At 62.8% G+C, this 21,121-nt stretch carries 19 protein-coding genes; 9 read left to right on the plus strand and 10 right to left on the minus strand.

Translation table 11 applies throughout. The features are described 5' to 3' along the window. Positions 1-12 precede the first annotated feature (12 nt). Complete coding sequence (locus NKI22_RS04095; protein WP_352484512.1) at positions 13-606, minus strand: helix-turn-helix domain-containing protein; 594 nt, start codon at positions 604-606, stop codon at positions 13-15. Positions 607-879: 273 nt separating this feature from the next. Here NKI22_RS04095 and NKI22_RS04100 point away from each other — a divergent pair, with 273 nt between their 5' ends. Beyond that, entirely contained in the window at positions 880-1,578 is a 699-nt protein-coding gene (locus NKI22_RS04100; protein WP_352484513.1) for a nitroreductase, read from the plus strand. A gap of 20 nt (positions 1,579-1,598) precedes the next feature. On the opposite strand, the gene NKI22_RS04105 is transcribed toward NKI22_RS04100, so the two are convergent. From NKI22_RS04105 to NKI22_RS04120, 4 genes are all read right to left on the minus strand, one after another. Then, entirely contained in the window at positions 1,599-2,186 is a 588-nt protein-coding gene (locus NKI22_RS04105) for a sarcosine oxidase subunit gamma (RefSeq protein ID WP_352484514.1), read from the minus strand. Then, positions 2,179-5,175, minus strand: a complete 2,997-nt coding sequence (locus NKI22_RS04110; protein WP_352814626.1) for a sarcosine oxidase subunit alpha — start codon at positions 5,173-5,175, stop codon at positions 2,179-2,181. Before NKI22_RS04110 ends, NKI22_RS04105 begins: the two co-directional genes overlap by 8 nt. Then, complete coding sequence (locus NKI22_RS04115) at positions 5,172-5,468, minus strand: sarcosine oxidase subunit delta (protein WP_023719917.1); 297 nt, start codon at positions 5,466-5,468, stop codon at positions 5,172-5,174. Before NKI22_RS04115 ends, NKI22_RS04110 begins: the two co-directional genes overlap by 4 nt. 91 nt (positions 5,469-5,559) lie before the next feature. Continuing rightward, positions 5,560-6,819 carry a sarcosine oxidase subunit beta gene (locus tag NKI22_RS04120; protein WP_023719918.1) on the minus strand — a complete coding sequence of 420 codons (1,260 nt, stop codon included), beginning with the start codon at positions 6,817-6,819 and terminating at the stop codon, positions 5,560-5,562. Positions 6,820-7,035: 216 nt separating this feature from the next. Between NKI22_RS04120 and NKI22_RS04125 the strand changes: the two genes are divergently transcribed. From NKI22_RS04125 to NKI22_RS04155, 7 genes are all read left to right on the plus strand, one after another. Next, positions 7,036-9,525, plus strand: a complete 2,490-nt coding sequence (locus NKI22_RS04125; protein WP_352484517.1) for a mechanosensitive ion channel family protein — start codon at positions 7,036-7,038, stop codon at positions 9,523-9,525. Between the two features lie 156 nt (positions 9,526-9,681). Next, the gene (locus NKI22_RS04130; RefSeq protein ID WP_023676533.1) at positions 9,682-9,945 is read left to right on the plus strand and encodes a hypothetical protein; all 264 of its coding nucleotides are present in this window, start codon (positions 9,682-9,684) and stop codon (positions 9,943-9,945) included. A gap of 268 nt (positions 9,946-10,213) precedes the next feature. Further along, entirely contained in the window at positions 10,214-12,775 is a 2,562-nt protein-coding gene (locus tag NKI22_RS04135) for a GcvT family protein (RefSeq protein WP_352958240.1), read from the plus strand. 96 nt (positions 12,776-12,871) lie between these two features. Then, positions 12,872-13,723 carry a DUF1194 domain-containing protein gene (locus tag NKI22_RS04140; protein WP_352495943.1) on the plus strand — a complete coding sequence of 284 codons (852 nt, stop codon included), beginning with the start codon at positions 12,872-12,874 and terminating at the stop codon, positions 13,721-13,723. Between the two features lie 111 nt (positions 13,724-13,834). After that, positions 13,835-14,785: an ABC transporter substrate-binding protein gene (locus NKI22_RS04145; RefSeq protein WP_352495944.1), complete on the plus strand. Its 951-nt coding sequence runs from the start codon at positions 13,835-13,837 to the stop codon at positions 14,783-14,785. Positions 14,786-14,857: 72 nt separating this feature from the next. Beyond that, positions 14,858-15,634, plus strand: coding sequence for an ABC transporter permease (locus NKI22_RS04150; RefSeq protein WP_352484520.1), 777 nt, complete (start codon positions 14,858-14,860; stop codon positions 15,632-15,634). After that, positions 15,631-16,416, plus strand: coding sequence for an ABC transporter ATP-binding protein (locus NKI22_RS04155; protein WP_352791112.1), 786 nt, complete (start codon positions 15,631-15,633; stop codon positions 16,414-16,416). Before NKI22_RS04150 ends, NKI22_RS04155 begins: the two co-directional genes overlap by 4 nt. Positions 16,417-16,448: 32 nt before the next feature. Here NKI22_RS04155 and NKI22_RS04160 read toward each other — a convergent pair whose 3' ends face one another. The 3 genes from NKI22_RS04160 to NKI22_RS04170 form a co-directional block, all read right to left on the minus strand. Continuing rightward, entirely contained in the window at positions 16,449-17,387 is a 939-nt protein-coding gene (locus tag NKI22_RS04160) for a GlxA family transcriptional regulator (protein WP_302895626.1), read from the minus strand. Between the two features lie 348 nt (positions 17,388-17,735). Further along, positions 17,736-17,882: a hypothetical protein gene (locus tag NKI22_RS04165; protein WP_198030510.1), complete on the minus strand. Its 147-nt coding sequence runs from the start codon at positions 17,880-17,882 to the stop codon at positions 17,736-17,738. A 322-nt stretch (positions 17,883-18,204) separates the two neighbouring features. Next, positions 18,205-18,390, minus strand: coding sequence for a hypothetical protein (locus NKI22_RS04170; RefSeq protein ID WP_023719925.1), 186 nt, complete (start codon positions 18,388-18,390; stop codon positions 18,205-18,207). 230 nt (positions 18,391-18,620) lie between these two features. On the opposite strand from NKI22_RS04170, the gene NKI22_RS04175 reads away from it, so the two are divergent. Then, on the plus strand, positions 18,621-19,520 hold the full coding sequence (locus tag NKI22_RS04175) for a LysR substrate-binding domain-containing protein (protein WP_023676521.1): 900 nt from the start codon (positions 18,621-18,623) through the stop codon (positions 19,518-19,520). 6 nt (positions 19,521-19,526) lie between these two features. On the opposite strand, the gene NKI22_RS04180 is transcribed toward NKI22_RS04175, so the two are convergent. Together NKI22_RS04180 and NKI22_RS04185 are read right to left on the minus strand one after the other, a co-directional pair. After that, positions 19,527-20,510 (minus strand): alpha/beta hydrolase, encoded by a 984-nt coding sequence (locus NKI22_RS04180; protein ID WP_352958242.1) that lies wholly within the window; start codon positions 20,508-20,510, stop codon positions 19,527-19,529. A gap of 269 nt (positions 20,511-20,779) precedes the next feature. Continuing rightward, positions 20,780-20,962 carry a hypothetical protein gene (locus NKI22_RS04185; protein WP_023719927.1) on the minus strand — a complete coding sequence of 61 codons (183 nt, stop codon included), beginning with the start codon at positions 20,960-20,962 and terminating at the stop codon, positions 20,780-20,782. Between the last annotated feature and the right edge of the window lie 159 nt (positions 20,963-21,121).

Raw genomic sequence — 21,121 nt, forward strand, 5'->3', positions numbered from 1 at the left:
TTCTTCTCCAGATCAATAGACGGGCGGCGAAACCACCCAGATCACCACAGCCGGTTCCGCTCCAGGATTGCGCCAGCGGAACGGCTTGCCGTCAAAGCGGAAGGAGTCGCCTGCTCCAAGCCGGTGCCAGACGCCGGCAATTTCGATGTCGAAGCTGCCGGACGCGACGTAGCCGGCTTCCTCGGTCGGCCGGCGGGCCTCGGTCTTCAGCTCGGCACCGGGGGCGAAGACCGAACGCAGCATCTCGAAGCTACCGCCGAGATCCGGCGACAGAAGCTCCTCCACCAGGCCGGAATCGCTTGTGCCAAGGGTGCGCCGGTTGCCGGCGCGCACGACCACGCCGCGTTCGGTCTCGACAGGCACGTCATGGCTGAAGAACAGGCTGACCGGCACGCCGAACAATTCGGCGAAGGCCCTGAGATCGCCGAGCGACGGGATCGACAGGCCGCGCTCGACCTGACTGACCCAGCCGACGGAACGGCCGAGCTTCAGCCCGATTTCGGCAAGCGTCAGGCCGCGCGCCTTGCGCAACGCGCGAATGTCGCCGGCCAGCAGCCGTTCGCCGTTATCTTGTTCCGGTGTTGCGGCGGTTGAGGGCAAAGCCATCCCTGTCTCGATGAAAAATTCCCAGCAAATTTCATGTGACCGCAGGTCTGTGAAAAAATCAAGATGATTTTCATGAACCCACAAGATTTACTTGCGCCATTTTGACGGTTCAGGCAAAGGCTCGGCACACGAGCGGCGAGTGGGGCGTCCGGTCGAGGCGGATAGGGCGTCGAGCGTTGATAGAAACTCGCAAGGATGCTCCATCACTTCTAGTCGGCGCATGATCCTTTCCGGAAAAGCCGGGTTCCAGGATTATGCGCAAAGGGACGGCCCATGCTGGAAAACAACTCCCGGATTGCGGCGGCGATCGTCGATGACGCGATCACCTCGCGCCGGTCCGTACGCGCCTTCTTGCCTGACATGGTCGATGACGACACCATCCGCGATATTCTCGCCGTTGCCGCGCGCGCGCCTTCAGGCACCAACATGCAACCCTGGAAGGTCTATGTGACCAAGGGCGAGGTCAAGCAGCGCATCACCGACGCCATTCTCAGTTCGGGCATCCGCGCCGAAAAGGCGGAGTGGGACGAGTACCGCTACTATCCTGACCAGTTCTTCGAACCCTATCTGACGCGACGGCGGGCCAACGGCTTCGGCCTCTACGGCGTGCTCGGCATCGGCCGGCGCGAGGTCGACAGGATGCGCGCCCAGCACGACCGCAATTTCGTCTTCTTCGATGCGCCGGTCGGCATGATCTTCACCGTCGACCGGCGGCTGAACAAAGGGTCGTGGATCGATTACGGCATGTTCCTGCAGAACATCATGGTCGCGGCGCGGGGCAGGGGCCTACACACCTGCCCGCAGGCCGCCTTCGCGCCCTATCACCGGCAGATCAGGCCGGTGCTCGACATCCCCGACGAGGAGATCGTCGTCTGCGGCATGGCGCTCGGCCATGAGGATACGTCCAAGCCCGAAAATGCCTTCCGCACCGACCGCGCGCCGCTGGAAGAGTGGGTTACGTTCGCGGAGTAGGGTGACGACGCGCCGTCTAGCTACTGCACTTCGTAACCGACTTCCTCGCTGGCGTGGCAGAGCGCCTTCCAGAACGAGCGTGCGAACGAGCGGAACACATAAATGTCGAATTGATCGGCGCCGGTGCGCTGGATCTGCGCGAAGACGTCGTGATGCATGGTCGAGCGGCCGGCGCCGATCGGGAAGGCCGGCAGCGCGAAGTCGATGGCGAAGAATTTTGCCAGGACCCACTCGGCCTTCGGCCCGGCGATACGGATCGCGGTGCGGCCGTGCGAAAGGTCGGTCACCGTACCGATAGCCGGAGTGACGACGTCGGCAAAGGCCGACGCCAATCCCTCGGCCTCATCGACCATTGTGAACTTTCCCGGCGCAAAGCCGAACACCGATCTGACGCCGTCCGTGACGCCGCCGCCGGCGCCGTCGGGCAGAGCCAGGCCGGTGACCGCATGGATGCCGGCCATCAACGCCTTCTCCTGGCCGGGCCAGGCGGCGAGCTGCAGGATCGAACCCGGCCTGGTTTCGGAGAGGATGATTTCGACACCGTGCTCGAAATTGCCATGCGAGCCTGGATGCAGCACCGGCTCAAGCGGTGATTGGCGCTCAACCATGCATGCGGCTCCCGTCCGGATCGAAGAAATGGTTGGAGACGATCTCGACCGGCCCGAACCGGTTGCGCAACGGGTCGGAGACATAAGCGCGCGTGCCGCGCCGCGCCTTGCCGCCCTTGACCAAGGCAAGCGCTATATATTTGCCGAGCGCCGGCGAATAGCAGCAAGCGGTGATGTGACCGAGCGAGCCGTGCGGATTGGCTTCGTCAAGCTCCTCGACGATGTGTGCGCCGCCGTTTAGCGGCTGGTTGTCGAGCGAAACAATACCGACGAGTTCCAGGCGGTCGGGCGCGATCAGCCCCTCGCGATCCATCATCGCCGAACCGATAAACGGCTTCTTCTTCGACAGTATCCAGTCGAGATGCAGGTCGCGCCCCGTGGTACGACCGTCGATCTCGGCGCCGGTGACGTGGCCCTTCTCGATGCGCAGGGTGCCCAGCGCCTCCAGTCCGTAGGTCACCAGCCCGAACGGCTTGCCGGCTTCGATCAGCGCCTCCCAGACATGGGTGCCGTAACCGGTGCCGGAATAGACCTCGAAGGCCATTTCGCCGGAGAAGGACAGCCGGCAGATCATCACCGGCACGCCGGCGATTTCGCCGTGGACGATGCCCATGAAGGGCAGGGCGGCATTGTCGACAGCGGTGCCGCTGACGCAAGCAGCCAATATCTGCCTGGCGTTCGGCCCGCCGATGGCGGCACCGGCCCATTGGTCGGTGACCGAGGTGACGTGGACCTTCAGCTCCGGCCAGATCACGTCGAGAAAATACTCCAGATGCTGCATTACCTTGCCGGCATTGGCGGTGGTGGTGGTCATCAGGAAATCCTGCTCGCCAAGCCGCCAGGTGGTGCCGTCGTCGAAGGCGAGGCCGTCCTCGCGCAGCATTAGCCCATAACGCGCCTTGCCGACGGCCAGCGTCGAAAACATGTTGGTGTAGACGCGGTCGAGGAATTCCGCCGCGTCCGGGCCTTGCACCGCGATCTTGCCCAGTGTCGAGACGTCGACAATGCCGGCGCTCTCGCGCGTGGCTCTCGCCTCGCGCACATAGGCCTGCTCGATCGTTTCACCGGGATGGCCGTAGATCATCGGCCGGTACCAGAGGCCGGCCGAATACATGGTGGCGCCGTTGGCGACGTGCCAGTCATGCATCGGCGTCAGCCGCTCGGGCTTCAGATCGCCGAAGCGTTCGGCGGCAAGCGAGCCGATCGACACCGCCGAAAAAGGCGGACGAAAGCGCGTCGTGCCGACCTGCGGGATCGGCTTGCCCAGCGCCTCGGCCATGATGGCGAGGCCTGGTATGTTGGAACTCTTGCCCTGGTCGGTCGCCATGCCGAGCGTGGTGTAGCGCTTCAGATGCTCGACCGAGACGAAGCCTTCGCGATGCGCCAGCCGCACGTCGTCGGCCGTCACGTCATGCTGGAAGTCGACGAAGCTTTTTCCTGCGGCCTTGATCTCGAACACCGGTGCCGGATCGGGATCGCCAGGTGCTGCCCCGACGGCAGGCAAGGCCGCCGGCGTGGCTGTTGCGCCCGCAGCGGAAAGGCCGGCGGCGCGACCTTCGGCGATCGCCTCGGCGGTGGAGAAACTGCCGGTGAAGGCGCCGGCGCCGATCCATTGCCGTGTTGTCGGTTTCGGCGGCAGGAACGCTTGTAACGCTTCGTTCCATTCCGCTTTGGCTCCGGCCTGGCTGGCCAGATGGATGGTCGGCGACCAGCCGCCCGACATCAGCAGGCAATCGGCGTGGATGCTGCGCGCATCGCCGGAAAGCGCACCACTGGCCATGTCGAAGCGCTGCACCTTGAAGCCGGAAAGCGCCTTGCCGCCCTCGGTGGCTATCACCGCGTGGCCAGAAAAGATCTCGGCTTCGGTCTCGCCGGCCAGCTTGCGCATTTCGCTCGAAAGCTCCGGGCGCGCGTCGACGATGGCGACGACCGCGGCACCGGCCTTCTTCAACGCCAGTGCTGCGCGATAGGCGCTGTCATTGTTGGTGAACAGCGCGACCCTGTGACCCGGCAGCACGCCATATTCATTGGCATAGCGCTCGGCCGCATGCGCCAGCATCACGCCTGGCCGATCATTGCCAGGAAAGACCAAGGGACGCTCCAGGGAGCCGGTGGCCAGCACCACCGATTTGGCGCGGATGGTCCAGTAGCGATGGCGCGGCTCGCCTTTGTCCGGCGTTTCCTTATGGTCGGTGACGCGTTCGATCGCGGCAAGCGTGTTGCCGTCGTAATAGCCCCAGACGGTGGTGCGCGGCAGCAGGCGAACATTGTCATGGCCTTCAAGCTGGCCGGCGGCGCGCGCCGCCCAATCGGCGGCCGGCATGCCATCGATCGTCTCGCCCGACCAATTGGCCGAGCCGCCGAAATGCGGCTCGAGCTCGGCCAGGATGACGCGTGCACCCTGATCGGCGGCCGCCCTGGCGGCCATCAGCCCGGCCGGGCCGGAACCGACTACCAGCACGTCGCAAAACGCGTTCATGCGTTCGTAGCGCGCCGTATCGGGAGCCGTGCCTGCCTTGCCCAGGCCGGCGGCACGGCGGATGAAATGCTCGCAGAACATCCAGAAGCGCGTGCCCTTCAGCGGACCGACCACGGGTCCCATGAAGGTCTTGTAGTAGAAGCCGGCCGACAAAAGCTTGCCGCCGAGCTGGTTGATGGCATTGACGTCCCAGGCAAGCGAGGGGAAGCGGTTCTGGCTCATTGCGGCCAGCCCGTCATAGATCTCGACCATGGTGGCGGGAATGTTCGGCTCGCGAACCTCGCCCCTCAACACAGTCACGAGCGCGTTTGGCTCCTCGACGCCGGCAGTCAGCACGCCGCGCGGGCGGTGATATTTGAACGAACGCCCAAACAGGGTGACGCCGTTGGCCAGCAGCGCCGAAGCCAGCGTGTCGCCGGCATGGCCGGTATAAGGCGCGCCGTCGAAGGTGAAGCGGATGGTCCGCAGCCGGTCGATGCGGCCGCCGGTCTCGGTACGGCGCGGGCTCATGACTTGTCCTCGGCCCTGTGCCGCGCAACCGAGTTGTGGTCGCCGCGCGCGAAGGCAGTGCTGGAGATCTCGTGCGTCAGCGTGTTGCGCACCACCCTGAGATGGGCGCGGCAGCCGCCGGAATGCTGCCAGATCTCATTGTGGTCGCCGGCGGGGTTCAGCCGGTCGTAGACATAAGCGTTCCAGGCGTCGAGGTTTTGCGACGCGGGCTGTGGGCGCTGGCGATTGCCGTCGCCCTGATAGGTGAATTCGATAACGTCGCGCGGGCCGCAATAGGGGCAGGTGATGAGCATGGATCTCTTAAACTTCTCGTTTGACCATGATCTTGTCCGAAAACCGGTTTCCACTTTTCGCTGACGCGGACCTGCGGTTCGGGATCATGGCCTAATGCAGCCGGGGCGTGGCGCCCTGGCCCTTGTCGTCGATCACCATGCCACGGTAAAAGCGGTCGAGCGTGAAGGCCGCGTTGAGATCGTGCGGCTCGTCCTTGGCAATGGTCCAGGCAAAGCACCAGCCGGAAGCCGGCGTCGCCTTGAAGCCGCCATAGCACCAGCCGCAGTTGAGATACATGCCCGGCAGCGGACCGGTGGTGATGATTGGCGAGCCGTCCATCGACATGTCGCAGACGCCGCCCCATGAGCGCAGCATGCGGACGCGGGCGAGCCCCGGGAACAGCGCCAGCATCTCGCTCATCACCTCATCGACGATCGGCAGGCTGCCGCGCTGGGCGTAGCTGTTGTAGCCGTCGAGGTCGCCGCCATAGACAAGGCCGCCCTTGTCCGATTGCGACATATAGAAATGGCCCATGCCGAAGGTCAGGACCGTATCGATAAACGGTTTCAGCGATTCCGTAACGAAGGCCTGCAGCACGTGGCTCTCGATCGGCATTGTCTCGATGCCGGCAAGCCGCATGACCCGCCCGGTGCTGCCGGCCACCGCGACCGCTACCTTTTTAGCGCGGATTTCGCCGCGGGTCGTCGTGACGCCGGTGATGCGGTCGCCGTCGCGCAGGAAGCCGGTGACCTCGCAGTTTTCGACGATGTCGACGCCGCGGCGATCTGCGCCACGCGCATATCCCCAGGCGACCGCATCGTGGCGGGCGGTGCCGGCGCGTCGCTGCATCAGGCCGCCGACGATCGGGAAACGCGCCGTGGCGGAGACGTCCAGCGCCGGCACCAGGCGGGCGATCTCCGCCGTGGTCATCAGTTCCGCGTCGACGCCGAGATGGCGCATGGCGTTGCCGCGCCGGGCATAGTCGTCGAGCTGAGCAGGTGTGTGGGCGAGGTTCAGGCAGCCGCGCTGCGAGAACATGACGTTATAGTTGAGGTCATGCGACAGGTTCTCCCACAGCTTCATCGAATGTTCGTAGAAGCGCGTGTTGGCGGGCAGCAGGTAGTTGGAGCGGACGGCCGTCGTGTTGCGGCCGACATTGCCGGAACCGAGCCAGCCCTTCTCCAGCACCGCGACATTGGTGATGCCGTGCTCCTTGGCGAGATAGTAAGCGGTCGACAGGCCATGGCCGCCGCCGCCGATGACGATGACATCGTAGGACGCCTTCGGGTCGGGCTTGCGCCAGGCCGGCCTCCAGTCCTTGTTTCCGGTCAGCGCGTTCTTGAGAAGCGAAAAGGCCGAATATTCCGCCATTCTTATTGTCATCCATTTCAGGCTTGGCGGCAGACTATAGAGCAGGCGGCCAACGCAAAGCCAAGATTGCGCCATCGCTTTTCGACTCCCCGACTTCGATTGGATATGGCCGACTTCGAAAGCGGGCCGTCAGGGACGGCTTGCCCCCAGATATGTCGGTCTTTATCAAGAGCGGGCCTTTAGAACGCCTTATCGCCCGTGAGTCGCCAGACAATCATGTTTTTCCGACTGCTCCGCTTCGTTCTGGTCCTGATGCTTGTCGCCTCGGCGCCGCTTTCGTTGCGAGCGGTGGCGCAAGGGCTTGGCCAGGCGCCCGCGGGACTGGTCAGTGATCAGCAGAAAATCCTCCAGGACCTGACGACGAAGACCGACAATCTCGAAACGAAGTTCCAGCAGGACGGCGACGATGACGCCAGCCTTGTCGATATTCGGCTGCAGCTGGAAGAAATGTCGCGTGCCTCGCTCAACAGCGCGCTCGCTTTCCGGCCGCGGCTGAGCGAGATCAACAGCCGGCTAGAGCAGCTAGGCCCGCCGCCGGCCGCGGGCCAGCCGGCCGAGCCCGATATCGTGACCGGCGAACGCCAGGCGCTGGCCTCCGAAAAAGCCGAGATCAATGCCGTCATCGCCACGGCGCAAAACCTGTCGATCCGCATCAGCGGGCTGATCGAGAAGATCGGCAATATGCGCAGCGAGCTTTTCCGCAACCAGCTCACCAAGCGCTACGTGCTGTCCGATGCATTGAGCCCGGAGGTCATTTCCGATGCCAACAACGAATTTACCAGTTTCTACAAGGCGGTGTCGTCCTGGCTGAGCTTTGCCTTCAAGTTCAAGTTCCAGGCCGTTCTTGCCGCGGCCTTGATGGCGCTTGCCTTGGCCGCCGTGCTTTTCGTCGGCGGGCGGCGCCTGTTCGGCCGTGTGTTCGAAGCGGACCCCTCGGTGGAGGATCCCTCCTATCTCAGCCGGCTGTCGGTGGCGTTCTGGTCGACATTGCTGCCGACGCTGGCAGTCGGCGTCTTCCTTGCCTCGACCATTTTCTTTTTCAATTATTACAACGTCTTGCGCGGCGATATCGGCATCTTCCTGAATGCGCTGGCTGCCGTTGTCGCGGGTGTGTTCTGCGTCAACCGGCTGACCAATGCGGCGCTTGAGCCGCGACTGCCGAACTGGCGTCTGATCCCTGTCGAAACCGGCCCGGCGCGCTGGCTGGTGCGGCTGACGACGGCCATGGCCGTCGCCATCGGCATCAATTATTTCCTGTCGGTCGTGAACGACAAGATGGGCTCGCCGCTGTCGCTAACCATCGCCAGAAGCTTTGTCGCCACCATCATCGTCGGCGTCATCCTGATCCTGATGGGCCTGCTGAAGCCGTTCAAGGCCGCCGACGGGATCTGGCGGCCGTGGCCGGCGTGGCTGCGTTACACCGCCGTGGCGCTGGGGCTGTTCACCATCGCGTCGGCGCTGTTCGGCTATATCGGCCTTGCCATGTTCGTCTCGGTGCAGGTCGTGATCACCGGCACCATCCTGGTCACCGCCTATATCGGCTTCCTGTCGGCGCGGGCGATCGGCGAGGAAGGCGGCTTCGCCAATAGCTCGATCGGCCGTTGGCTATCCGCCAATTCAAGCTATGAGCCGACCGCGCTCGACCAGCTCGGCCTGGTCGTCAGCGTCGCCATCAACGTGATGATCGTGCTGGTGTTCCTGCCGCTGATCCTGTTGACGTGGGGCTTCCAGCCCGGCGACATCCAGGCTTGGGCCTACAAGCTGGCAACGGGGCTGACCATCGGCTCGGTGACGATCTCGATCACCGGCATCCTCTCAGGCGTCGTTGTCTTCATCATCGGCTATTTCCTGACGCGCTGGTTCCAGGGATGGCTGGACGGCTCGGTGATGGCGCGCGGCCGCGTCGACACCGGCGTGCGCAATTCGATCCGGCTGGCGGTCGGCTATGCCGGCGTCGCCGTCGCGGCACTGGTCGGCATCTCGGCCGCCGGCATCGACCTCTCCAGCCTCGCGCTGGTCGCCGGTGCGCTGTCCCTCGGCATCGGCTTCGGCCTGCAGAATGTCGTCTCGAACTTCGTCTCGGGCCTGATCCTGTTGGCCGAGCGGCCGTTCAAGGTCGGCGACTGGATCGTCGCCGGCGACATCAGCGGCACTGTCAAGAAGATCAGCGTGCGCGCCACCGAGATCGAGACGTTCCAACGGCAATCGGTGATCCTGCCCAATTCAAACCTGATCAACAATGCGGTCGGCAACTGGACGCACCGCAACAAGCTCGGCCGCGTCGACATCAAGGTCGGCGTTGCCTATGGTAGCGACGTCAAGCACGTGCATGGCGTCCTTTTGGAGATCGCACGCAGCCATCCGCTGGTGCTGAAGAACCCGGAACCCTTTGTGCTGTTTTCCAATTTCGGCCCGGCCGCGCTCGAATTCGAGATTCGCGTGTTCCTGGCAGACGTTCTTAGTGGCAATATCGTCCAGAACGACATCCGCTTTGCAATCTTCGATGTGTTCGCCGACCAGCATATCGAAATTCCGTCGGCGCCGCGCGCCGTCGTCGAGACCAAAAAGCACGAGGCGTGGCCGATCGACGACGACAAGATCGAAGTCGAATTCGCCGAGCGAGAGCAAGCAAAAGCACTGGCAGTGGCGGAGGCGAAACGTCTCGCCAAGTCGGGACGCAAGGTGCGGAAGCCTGATCCTGACTAGCTGTTTGGAGCTTGCCTTCAAGCCTTCGGAAACCAATTGCGGCATGAATGCGGCATTCAGTTGCCGTTCAGCTTGCATTGCATATAAGCTCACCTGCAAACGGCGAGAATGCCTTGCAAAATGCAACAGAGGCGGTGGCAACACCGATACTGCAAAATGTGGAAGTCTCTCGTCGCCGCCATCGCTTTTCTGGCCGTGGGCGGTTCGGCCCATGCCGCCAGCGCGGTCAACAAGGACGCTGAGACCCGCACGCTGATCGTGACCGAAGGCGGCGGCAAGACCGAGCTGGCGCTGGCCGCCGGCGAAACCGTGGAATTTTGCCCGAGCGGCTGTTTTGTTACCTTGCCGAATGGCGACCTCGAGGCGCTGACCGGTTCGGAGACCATTGAGATCTCGGGCGGCGTCGCGCGCATCAAGTAAAGTCGACGCCATGATTTTTTGAAGGCCGGGCAAACGCCCGGCCTTTTATTTGCTTCCGGTAATCGGCGATGAAGGTATGCACTTTTCTTCGAAGCTGCGCAGGACGGGCTCTAGCAGCGCCTTCGTACTGAGCAGGGCGAAGGCGTAGGTCTAACTGCATTCGACGGGCTGGTGGCGCGGGCTTTTTTGGCGATGTCGCAAACAGGCTGCAAGCGCGGCGCGGCGCCGCCCTATAGTCTGGCGCAATAGCATCTTGGAGTCGCGGGCAATGGCAGGGTTTCCGGAAAAGGCGAAGGTCGTCATCGTCGGGCTTGGCGGCATCGTCGGCGCATCGGTCGCCCATCACCTGATCGAGCGCGGATGGGACGATATTGTCGGCATCGACAAATCAGGCATCCCGACGGATATCGGCTCGACGGCGCATGCCTCCGACTTCTGCTACACGACCAGCCACGATTTCCTGTCGTGCTGGACGACGCTCTATTCCATCGATTTCTACGAAAAGATGGGCCATTACGCGCGCATCGGCGGCCTCGAGGTCGCCCGCGTCGGCGACGACGCCCGCATGGCGGAGATCAAGCGCAAGATCGCCTCGGCGAAGGCCTTCGGCACACGCGCCCGCCTGATCGATCCCGCCGAGATCAAGGAAAAATTCCCGCTGATCGAAGAACAGATGGTACAGGGCGGCCTGTGGGATCCCGACGCCGGCCTCGTCATCCCGCGCTCGCAGACGGTCGCCGGCAAGCTGGTCGACCAGGCGGAAGCCTCCGGCAAAGTCAGGGCGTTTGCCAATACCTCCGCCAAGTCGCTCGTCATCGAGAACGGCCGCATCAAGGCCGTGGTGACCGACCGCGGCACTATCGAAGCCGACTATGTCGTGGTCTGCACCGGAATCTGGGGACGGCTTATTGCGGAAATGGCGGGCGAGGACCTGCCCGTGATGCCGATCGACCATCCGCTTACCTTCTTCGGGCCGTACACCGAGTTCGCCGGCACCGGCAAGGAGATCGGCTGGCCGCTGCTGCGCGACCAGGGCAACTCGGCTTACATGCGCGATACCGGCGATCCCAAGACGGCCGAAGGCGGGCAGATCGAGTGGGGCTACTACGAAGAGACCAATCCGCGCCTTTGCCATCCGCGCGACATTCTCGAGAAAAACGAGGCACGGCTTTCGCCGTCGCAGCGCGATCTCGACATGGAGCAGATCATGGCGCCGCTCGAGCGCGCCATGGAACTGACGCCGATCCTGGGCGAGTTGGGCTACAATGAGAGCCATTCCTTCAACGGCCTGCTGCAGGTGACGGCGGACGGCGGCCCGTCGATGGGCGAAAGCCAGAAGGTCAGGGGCCTCTGGTATGCCGTTGCCATCTGGGTCAAGGATGGCCCGGGCATGGGCAAGCTCATCGCCGACTGGATGACGGACGGCCGCACGGCGATCGACCGCCACGCCATCGACTATTCGCGCTTCTATCCGCACCAGACGAAAGAGCAGTTCATCTGGGACCGCTGCACCGAAACGGCGATGAAGGTCTACAACCCGGCGGTGCATCCGCGCGAACCCTTCTCCAAGGCCCGCAATGTCCGCCGCTCGCCCTTCTGGGAGCGCGAGAAGGAACTCGGCGGCTATTTCATGGAGCTCGGCGGCTGGGAACGCGCCCATGGCTACGCCGCCAACGAGCATTTGCTCGAGAAATACGGCAACCGGGTGCCGATGCGTCAAAACGAGTGGGACAACCGCCATTTCTGGCGCGTCTCGAATGCCGAGCATCTCGCCATGAGCGAGGATTGCGGCATCGTCAACCTGTCGCATTTCGCCATGTACGACGTCGAAGGCCCCGATCACGTCGCGCTGATGGAATGGCTGTGCGCGGCAAAGATCGGCGGCGACGGCAATATCGGCAAGGGCATCTATACCCATTTCCTCGATGAGGAAGGCATGGTGCGCGCCGACCTGACCGTCATCCGCATGGCCGACCGCTGCCGCGTGATCGACGGCGCCGATGCCGGACCGCGCGACTTCCAGTACATGCGCCGGACGGCAGAAGACAAAGGCTTCGACGTTACCGTCACCGACGTGACCGAGAAGTACGTGACCGTCGGCATCTGGGGTCCGAATGCGCGGGCGGCATTGAGCAAGGTCGTGGAAAATCCCGACGGACTGACGCCGGAGAATTTTCCCTTTGCCGCCATCAAGCCTGTCAGGATCGCCGGCAAGGACGTGACCGCCTTCCGCATCTCCTATGTCGGCGAGCAAGGCTGGGAACTGCATATGCGCTACGAGGACGGCCTAGCCGTCTGGGACGCCCTGCGGTCGACCGGCGTAATGGCCTTTGGCGTCGAGACCTATGCCAACAGCCGCCGCATGGAGAAGAGCCTGCGCCTGCAGAACGCGGATCTCTTGACCGAGTACAATCTGCTGGAGGCTGATCTTGCCCGGCCGAAGGTCAAGGAGGCCGATTTCTGCGGCAAGGCAAAGCATCTGGAATATCGCGCCCGGGCGCATCAGCCGGCCATGCTTTGCACCCTTGTGATGACGGACAATACCGATTCCAACGGCGTTCCCCGCTATCCGGTCGGCACGATGCCGGTGATGGACCCGCAAACCGGTGAGACGCTGGTCGACGAGCTCGGCCGTCGGTCGTTCACGACCTCGGTGGCCTATGGTCCGACCCTCGGCAAGAATATCGCGCTCGCCTACCTGCCCTGGGCTTATTGCCAGGAGAGCCGCAAGTTGAGCGTCGAATATTTCGGCGAGAAATACCCGGTCGAAGTGGCCGCCGTCGGCTACAGGCCGCTCTACGACCCGGAGAACCTCAATCCGCGCAGCTGAACTTAGAGACGTGCTCGCAAAAACGTGACTGGAACAGCCGCGCTCTCGGCCGGGCTTTCCTCTTTGTCGGTCGTCGATTTTAGCTTACCGTGCGGCATGTCTGCTTTTGCCTGTGCAAGACATCTCGTCTCGGGTGCCGCCGCGCTGGCGTCGGTGCTATGGCCGGCGGCAATCTCCCGCGCCGCCGAGCCGGTTGACGTCGAACTGGTGCTGGCAGTCGACGTGTCCTTGTCCATGTCGCCCGACGAGCTCGAAATCCAGCGCCACGGCTATGCGGCGGCGCTGACGCACGACGACGTGCTGCAGGCAATCGGCGACGGCGCTCACGGCAAGATTGCCGTCACCTACGTCGAATGGGCAGGCGCGACCTGGCAGCAGGTCGTTGTGCCGTGGACGGTAATCGCCAACCGTGCCGACGCCGAGCGGCTGGCAGCGCAGCTTTCCGCTCATCCGCCGGCCAGTGCCAGGCGCACCTCCATCTCCGGCGCGCTGGAATTCGCCAGCGATCTGTTCGCCGAAAGCGGCTTCCAGGGCGTCAAGCGGGTGATCGACATTTCGGGCGACGGCCCCAACAACCAGGGCGCACCTGTCGACATCACCCGCGACGCCGTGATCAAGCAGGGCATCACTGTCAACGGCCTGCCGCTGATGACCAAGGGCGGCGGGTTCAGCAGCGCTTACGATGTCAACAATCTCGACCGTTACTACAGCGATTGCGTCATCGGTGGGCCAGGTTCCTTCATGATCCCGGTCAATGACTGGACGCAGTTTCCGGAGGCCATCCGCCGCAAGCTGGTGCTGGAGCTTGCCGGTCCGGCCTCGCCGCAGCGAGCGACGGAAGAGGCGGCGCATCCGCCATTGGTGCTGGCACAGGACATCCCCGTCACCGACTGCCTGGTCGGCGAAAAAATGTGGCGCGACCGCAGCTGGATGTACAACAGCCGCTAATGGCGAAGTTTGCTGCCGGCGGCCACATACCGCAGTGCAGCATCGGCTTCATTGACAAGCCTGCGGGCGTCTGTGACACAATTCCCATCCGAACAAAAAAGGGGAACCGACATGAACAGGATCGGAATTCTTGCCACAGGCTTGGCGCTTGCCGCTGGGTTGTGCGCGCCGGCGATAGCCGCCACATCGGTCAGCATCGGCATCAGCGGATGGACGGGCTTTGCGCCGCTGACGCTCGCCAAGCAGGCCGGCATCTTCGAAAAGCATGGCCTCGACGTCACCTTGAAGAAGGTGCCGCAAGCCAGCCGGCCGCTCGCCATCGCCAGCGGCGACCTGCAATGCGCCGCCACCACGGTCGAGACCTGGCTGGTCTGGAACGCCAACGGTGTGACGACTAAGCAGATATTCCAGCTCGACAAGTCCTACGGCGCCGACGGCATCGTCGCCCGCAACGACATCAAGACCGTTGCCGACCTCAAGGGTAAGTCGGTTGCGTCATCGGCGCCGGGCACGTCGCCCTATTTCATGCTGGCCTGGGTGCTCAACAAGAACGGCATGTCGACCAAGGACGTGACGGTCGTCAATCTGGAGCCGGATGCGGCGGCGCAGGCGTTTCTTGCCGGACAGAACGATGCGGCAGTCACCTACGAGCCGTTCATCTCGGCGGTGCGCGAAAAATCCGACCAGGGCCATATCCTTGTGACCACTCTCGACTATCCGATGGTGCTCGACACGGTCGGCTGCACGCCGGAGTTCCTCAAGGCCAATCCGGATGCGGCCAAGGCGCTTGCCGACAGCTATTTCGAGGCACTCGCCCTGATCAAGAGCGATCCGGCGAAATCCTATGAGACCATGGGCGCCGACGTGAAGCAGTCGGCCAAGGAGTTCGAAGAGTCGGCCAAATATCTGAAATGGGCGGACAAGGCCGAAAACAAGCAGTTCTTCACCAAGGAATTCCAGGACTTTTCCAAGACTGCCGGCGAGCTTCTGCTGCAGATGGGACTGATCAAAGAAGCGCCCGACGTCTCGACATTGGCCGACACCAGCGCCGTCGCGGACTGACCGGTAGAATTGTCGCCCGGCGGCGGCGCCCTGCGCCGCCGCCTTTTCATTCAGATCAAAGGACGGTTGACGATGCCGCGCCCCTTGCATCCGGTCTCGCCGGGCATTCGAACCGTGCTCGGCATCTCGTTCTTCGTGCTGTTCGTGGCGTTCTGGGCATGGATCACGCTTGGCGGCCACGTCAATCGCATCTTCCTTGCCGATCCGCTTTCGATGCTGAGAGACGGCTGGCGGCTGCTGGTCGAGGACCGCTTCTGGCTCGACATCCTCATCACCATCTGGCGCGTCTTCGGCGGGTTTCTGATGGCGGCCATCGTGGCCGTGCCGCTCGGCATCGTGATGGGGGCCTGGAAGCCGGTGGAAGCGTTCCTGGAGCCGTTCGTCTCCTTCGCCCGCTATCTGCCGGCATCGGCCTTCATCCCGCTGCTCATCCTATGGGCGGGTGTCGGCGAGCTCGAAAAACTACTAGTGATCTTCGTCGGCTCGGTATTCCAGATCATCCTGATCATCGCGGTCAAGGTCGGCGGCACACGGCGCGACCTGGTCGAGGCGGCCTACACGCTTGGCTCGTCCGACAACGGCATCGTGCGGCGCGTGATCATGCCGGCCAATGCGCCGGAGATTGCCGAGACCCTGCGCCTGGTGCTCGGCTGGGCCTGGACCTATGTCATCGTCGCCGAGCTGATCGGCTCGTCGTCGGGCATCGGTTACATGATCATCAACAGCCAATCGCGGCTGGCGACGGGGCAGATCATCTTCGGCATCATCGTCATCGGCCTGATTGGGCTGTTGTCCGATTTCGCCTTCAAGGCGCTCAACCGTTGGCTGTTTCCATGGAGCCTGGCGTGAGCAAGCTTCTTATTGAAGGCGTCTCGCGCACGTTTGCCGGTGTCGGCGGCGGGCAACCGGTCCAGGCGCTGATGCCGATCGATCTGGCGGTCGCCGCCAACGACTTCATCACCATCCTCGGGCCGTCCGGCTGTGGAAAATCGACGCTGCTCAGGATCGTCGCCGGCCTCGAAGCGCCGAGTGAGGGCCGCGTGTTGCTCGACGGCAAGGCGGTGGACCGGCCGGGTCCAGACCGTGGCATGGTTTTCCAGTCCTATACGCTGTTCCCGTGGCTGACGGTCGCCGAGAACATCGCCTTCGGCCTGCGCGAACGTGGAATGGCCGAGCGCGAGCGCAGCGACATCGTCGCGTCCTATGTCGATCTGGTCGGTCTGAAAGGTTTTGAGAACCATTGGCCGAAGCAGCTTTCCGGCGGCATGCAGCAACGCACGGCGATTGCCCGGGCACTGGCCAACGATCCGGAGATCCTGCTGCTCGACGAGCCGTTCGGCGCACTCGACAACCAGACCCGCGGGCTGATGCAGGAACTGCTTCTCGGCATCTGGGAGCGCCGGCAAAAGACGGTGCTGTTCGTCACCCACGACATCGAGGAGGCGATCTTCATGGCGTCGCGCGTGGTGGTGATGACGGCGCGGCCCGGCCGCATCAAGTCGGACGTTGCCGTCGACCTGCCGCATCCGCGCCACTATACGCTGAAGACCAGCCCGGAGTTTTCGGCACTGAAGGCGCGGCTGACGGAAGACATCCGCGTCGAGGCAATGCGCACGGCCGAAGCGCATTAACTCAGTGGACTTTCTTCAGCTGATGGCTCGGATCAAGCCGCCAGAAGCTGCTTGCGGTCGACGCGTTCTTGTTGCGGCGAGCGGGCATAGAGTTCGCGATAGCATTTGGAGAAATGCGAGGCGGAAACAAAGCCGCAGGCGACTGCCACTTCGACCACCGGCAACGACGACTGGATCAGCAGGTGCCGGGCGCGGTCGAGGCGGATTTCCAGATAGTAACGGGCAGGGGAGCGCCCCATCTCGGTGCGGAACAGGCGCTCGATCTGCCGGCGCGACAGGTCGACATGGTCAGCGATCTCGATCAGCGAGAGCGGCTCGGAGAGATTGGCCTCCATCAGCTCGATAATGGTCAGAACCTTGGAATTCTGCACGCCGAGACGGGCGCGTAGCGGCAGGCGCTGGCGGTCGGTCGGGCTGCGCACGCGATCGGTCAGCACCTGCTCGCAGACGCGGTTGACGAGGCTCTCGTCGAAATCGTCGCCGATCAGCTTCAGCATCATGTCGAGCGCGGCGGTGCCGCCGGCGCAGGTGTAGATGTTCTGGTCGATCTCGAAGAGGTCGGCGAAGACATTGGCCTTGGGGAACGCCTCGGAAAAGCCCGGCAGGTTCTCCCAATGGATGGCGCAGCGCTTGTTGGACAGCAGGCCGGCGGCGGCCAGGATATGCGCGCCGGTGCACAGGCCACCGACGGCAACGCCGCGATTGTACTCCTCGCGCAGCCAGGCAAAGGCCGATTTGTTCTGGTAGCGCTCGACATTGATGCCGCTGCAGACGATGGCCATGTTCGGCCGGTCCGGTCCGGACATTTTCTTGCGCTCTTCCTCCAGCGAGGTGTTGACGGCGCATTCGACGCCATTCGAGGCGCGCACCGGCTTGCCGTCGATGCTGGCGAGCCGCCAGCGATAGGCTTCATAGCCGAGCATGCGGTTGGCCGAACGCAACGGATCAAGCGCCGTCGCGAAGGCGATCATGGTGAAATCGGGGATCAGGAAGAATACAAACGATCGCCGGATCGGGTGCTTTACGACGTTCACGGGTAGATCCTCACGCTGCAATGGCGCGAACAGGATGTCGCGATCAGCATAGCGACATCAGGAAAAACGTTTCCTGTCAATTGGCTAGATGGCAACGGAAAGACTTTATTTGCGACATGGGTCGCAAATGGGCAATCGCTATGCGGCGAAGGGCACAACGTGCCGCCGGATTGTCCAAACGAGCCGAACAGTCTGCGCACACGAAAACGCCGCCTCGGCAAAGCCGAAGCGGCGCTGGATCGACTTCGAAGCAGCGCTAGGCTGCTTCTGCCAAGATTTGCTGTTTCAGGCGACAAAGCCGAGGCGCGCGGCGGCCATGGCACCGGTCTGGCCAGGCATGGTGTTAGCCAGGCGCTGGCGCTCGAGCGCGGTCGTCAGGTTCATTTCGCGGCGGGCAAAGAGGCGGGCAAAAAGCTTCATGATCATCTCCATTCGGTTGCTCAGACGGGTCGCCTTCGCTTGATGGAGTGGGGCAGCTCGTTTGTTGATGATGATATAGGCTTAGGTGAGGGGAAACTAAATCGCAAAAGCGAAGCACTTGATATGAAAAGCGACACGGAATGCGACAAATTTGGGCATTCTGCCCAGGATTTACGATTATTTACAACGTGTTGATTGCCGGCGCGGGCTGCTATGCGACTTGCTCATATGCGTCATGCGGCGGCGACATGGCTCGGGGAAATCATTTGAATACAAACAAAAAGGCCTGCCGGGCTGATCTGCGCGGCAGGCCTTCAGCTGTTGATACACACGGTTACTTTGCTCCGGCCCAAGATCCCACACCATGGCGAGTGCCAGTCTTGGCATCGGCAGCTTCGGGCCAGCCGATATCCTTCTGCAGTTCAATCGGCAGCGCGCGGATGGCGCGTTCCGTCTGGTAGCGGGCACGGGCCTCGCTGAACTCGGTCGCGATCCGACCGATGGATGACAGGATAGACATCTCATTCTCCTTCGCGTTGGGCCGGGATTGTCCCGGCGCTTGCAGCGTCAGGCGGTACACCGGGTTTGTTTCAGCTTCATTTCGTGTCGATTGCAGGTCCGTGTCATGGTTGTTTCGGGACCACTTCTACGTGTCTTGCCTTCGATGGAGTTGACTATCCTCCCAAACTGATGTTCAATCAAACGAAATGGAATGATGGTTTGCATCAGAAAAATTGAAGGTCGCTTCCCATGAACGCCCCACTCAATCATCCACTGCCGCTGCTCGATCTCGATGTTCTGCGCACTTTCGTCGCAATCGCCGAGACCGGCAGTTTCACCACTGCGGCCAATGCGGTCTTCCGCACGCCGTCGGCCGTCTCCATGCAGATCAAGAAGCTGGAGGACATTCTCGGCCGCTCGGTGTTCGCGCGCGACGCCCGTTCGGTGACGCTGACCACCGATGGCGAGATGCTGCTCGGCTATGCGCGCCGGCTGCTGTCGATCAATCGCGAGGTGGTGTCGAAGTTCATCATTCCAGACATTGTCGGGGTGGTGCGGCTCGGCTCGCCGGACGATTACGGCGAACGTGTGCTGCCGCATGTGCTGAAGCGGTTCGCACAATCGCATCCATCGATCGCAGTCGACGTCACCATCGACCAGAGCGTCAATTTGCGCCGGCGCATGGACGACCGGGCGCTCGACATCACGCTGCTCACCAACTCCTACAAGACCAGCGCGATCGGCGCCGAAGTGCTGCTCACAGAGCCGATCGTCTGGGCCGGTGCCAAGGGCGGTTGCGCGCATCTGCGCGAGCCGCTGCCGGTCTCATTGTGGGAAGAGGGCTGTGCCTGGCGGGCAGGGGCATTGGAGGCGCTTGGCCGCGAGGGCCGCAACTACCGCATCGCCTATATGAGCGCACACACGGCCGGCCAGCGCGCCGCGATCATGGCGGATCTTGCAGTCGCGCCGCTGCCGAAATCGTTCCTCGGCAGTGACATGGTCGAGTTGTGCCCGAAGGACGGTATGCCTGACATCGGCACCTACAATCTCGCCATGGTGGTGACGCCAGACGCCAGCGCGCCGGTGAAGGCAGTCGCCGACCATATCCGCGCGACGTTTGAGATGTTCAGGGAAACTGGGAAGTTCTGACCCAAACTACGACCTGAGCGGCGCAACCAGATCGCGAGGGGTTCCGTCGCGGTCTGTCCTCTGCAGCGACAACACGCCTGCCGTGGCATGATAACTGTCAGTTTCGTTGGTCAAGAAGGCCACTATACTGTCCCGCGCGCGTCGCGCCTCCGGCATGTCGATCAACGGCCAGACATGGAACATGCCTTGCTCGTGGACGACCTCAATTTCGACGCCGGCCGCGCGTGCCTTTTCAGCGAAGATCAGATTGTCGGGGGTGAGCAGATCGCGTGAACCGGTCAGCAGCAACGTTTTGGGCAGCACCGACAGGTCGCCGTAAACCGGGCTGATGCGCCAGTCGGTGGGATCTATACCGGCGCTGTAAAGCCGGATCGCCTCGCGGCCGCCAGCAATGCCCAGCCACGGATCGTTGCGTTCAGCCTCATACATTTCTGGGTTGGCGAGCGACACGTCGAGGCCGGGCGAAATCAGCACGTGGCGTGATGGCAAGGGCAGGCCGTCTTGCGCAGCCATCATGGTCAGCACGACGGCCATGTTTCCGCCGGCGGAATCGCCCATGAAGATGATGTCATTCGCCCCGGTTTCGCCGAACATCTGGCGGTAGACGGCGCCGACCATGCCGAACATGGCGTGGAAATCGTGTTCGGGAGCAATGGGATAGATCGGCACAGTGATGCCGAACCCGAGACGGTCGGCCATGTCCGCGATCAGCCGCCAATGATAGGGTGTGATTTCAAAGACGTAAGCGCCGCCGTGCAGGTAGAGAATCCGCCTCCGCTCGCCAGCCTTGGGCGCGATCTCGTGGACGGGGAAGCCGCTGATCGTGCGGGTTGTGATCTCCAGGCGCGACTGCAGCGACGCAGGCGGCTGATGGTTTTCAGTCTTGCGCGCATAGGCGATCCAGCGCTGCAGGTTCTCCGGGCTGGAAAACGCCTTCTTGCGGCTGTACCTGAGGACGAACGACACGACGTGGCTTTTGAGGCTGGGCATACAGATACACGGACTTCGGCTGAGCCGACTAAGAGAACCCCCGACTATTTCGAAGATTGTGTCGCCACCAAAAAAGTCAAGATTTATGCGATCTCAACACGGTGGTTTGATCCCGGCCGGCGACAAAGTGTCCGGCCTATGGAGTCCCTGGCCCAGCGGCGCAGCTCAACGCCGGGGCAGTAATGCGGCGCGCAGCCAATTGCTGGGTGCAGCCGAAGCCGCATTGCGGCCCCGGCGAATACCGAGCAGCTTGCATTTGTCGGTGAATTTCATCCGCGCTGCATGCCCCAGCCGACCGAAAGCTGCTTTTTGCTCGATCGCGGCGACACCGGCCAGCCAATGTCCTTCTGGATCTCAGGCGGCAGGCTGTTCAGGATGCGCAGTGACTTGCGCGCTTCGCGTGCTTTCTTGAAGGCCGCACCATAGCGGCCGAGGCTTTCGAACATCGACATCTTGATCTCCTTTGGAGCGTTGCGGTGGCCGGAAACTGGTTCTGCCTGCCGTTCGATGCCGGTTAAATGCACCGCCTATGTATCTGGCGGATTTCACGAAAACGCGATTTCGTTTCCAGATCGGCGCGATCTGGAAACATTTGCATACAAATGAAAATG

The organism is Mesorhizobium sp. M0778 (assembly GCF_040320105.1).
Lineage (GTDB): Bacteria > Pseudomonadota > Alphaproteobacteria > Rhizobiales > Rhizobiaceae > Mesorhizobium.

Coding starts and splice junctions, on each gene's coding strand:
- NKI22_RS04100 (WP_352484513.1), top strand. CDS start 880: ATGCTGGAAAACAACTCCCGGATTGCGGCGGCGATCGTCGATGACGCG.
- NKI22_RS04110 (WP_352814626.1), bottom strand. CDS start 5,175: ATGAGCCCGCGCCGTACCGAGACCGGCGGCCGCATCGACCGGCTGCGG.
- NKI22_RS04175 (WP_023676521.1), top strand. CDS start 18,621: ATGAACGCCCCACTCAATCATCCACTGCCGCTGCTCGATCTCGATGTT.
- NKI22_RS04140 (WP_352495943.1), top strand. CDS start 12,872: ATGTCTGCTTTTGCCTGTGCAAGACATCTCGTCTCGGGTGCCGCCGCG.
- NKI22_RS04180 (WP_352958242.1), bottom strand. CDS start 20,510: ATGCCCAGCCTCAAAAGCCACGTCGTGTCGTTCGTCCTCAGGTACAGC.
- NKI22_RS04115 (WP_023719917.1), bottom strand. CDS start 5,468: ATGCTCATCACCTGCCCCTATTGCGGCCCGCGCGACGTTATCGAATTC.
- NKI22_RS04120 (WP_023719918.1), bottom strand. CDS start 6,819: ATGGCGGAATATTCGGCCTTTTCGCTTCTCAAGAACGCGCTGACCGGA.
- NKI22_RS04095 (WP_352484512.1), bottom strand. CDS start 606: ATGGCTTTGCCCTCAACCGCCGCAACACCGGAACAAGATAACGGCGAA.
- NKI22_RS04150 (WP_352484520.1), top strand. CDS start 14,858: ATGCCGCGCCCCTTGCATCCGGTCTCGCCGGGCATTCGAACCGTGCTC.
- NKI22_RS04130 (WP_023676533.1), top strand. CDS start 9,682: ATGTGGAAGTCTCTCGTCGCCGCCATCGCTTTTCTGGCCGTGGGCGGT.
- NKI22_RS04145 (WP_352495944.1), top strand. CDS start 13,835: ATGAACAGGATCGGAATTCTTGCCACAGGCTTGGCGCTTGCCGCTGGG.
- NKI22_RS04135 (WP_352958240.1), top strand. CDS start 10,214: ATGGCAGGGTTTCCGGAAAAGGCGAAGGTCGTCATCGTCGGGCTTGGC.
- NKI22_RS04160 (WP_302895626.1), bottom strand. CDS start 17,387: ATGATCGCCTTCGCGACGGCGCTTGATCCGTTGCGTTCGGCCAACCGC.
- NKI22_RS04105 (WP_352484514.1), bottom strand. CDS start 2,186: ATGGTTGAGCGCCAATCACCGCTTGAGCCGGTGCTGCATCCAGGCTCG.
- NKI22_RS04170 (WP_023719925.1), bottom strand. CDS start 18,390: ATGTCTATCCTGTCATCCATCGGTCGGATCGCGACCGAGTTCAGCGAG.
- NKI22_RS04185 (WP_023719927.1), bottom strand. CDS start 20,962: ATGTCGATGTTCGAAAGCCTCGGCCGCTATGGTGCGGCCTTCAAGAAA.
- NKI22_RS04125 (WP_352484517.1), top strand. CDS start 7,036: ATGTTTTTCCGACTGCTCCGCTTCGTTCTGGTCCTGATGCTTGTCGCC.
- NKI22_RS04165 (WP_198030510.1), bottom strand. CDS start 17,882: ATGGAGATGATCATGAAGCTTTTTGCCCGCCTCTTTGCCCGCCGCGAA.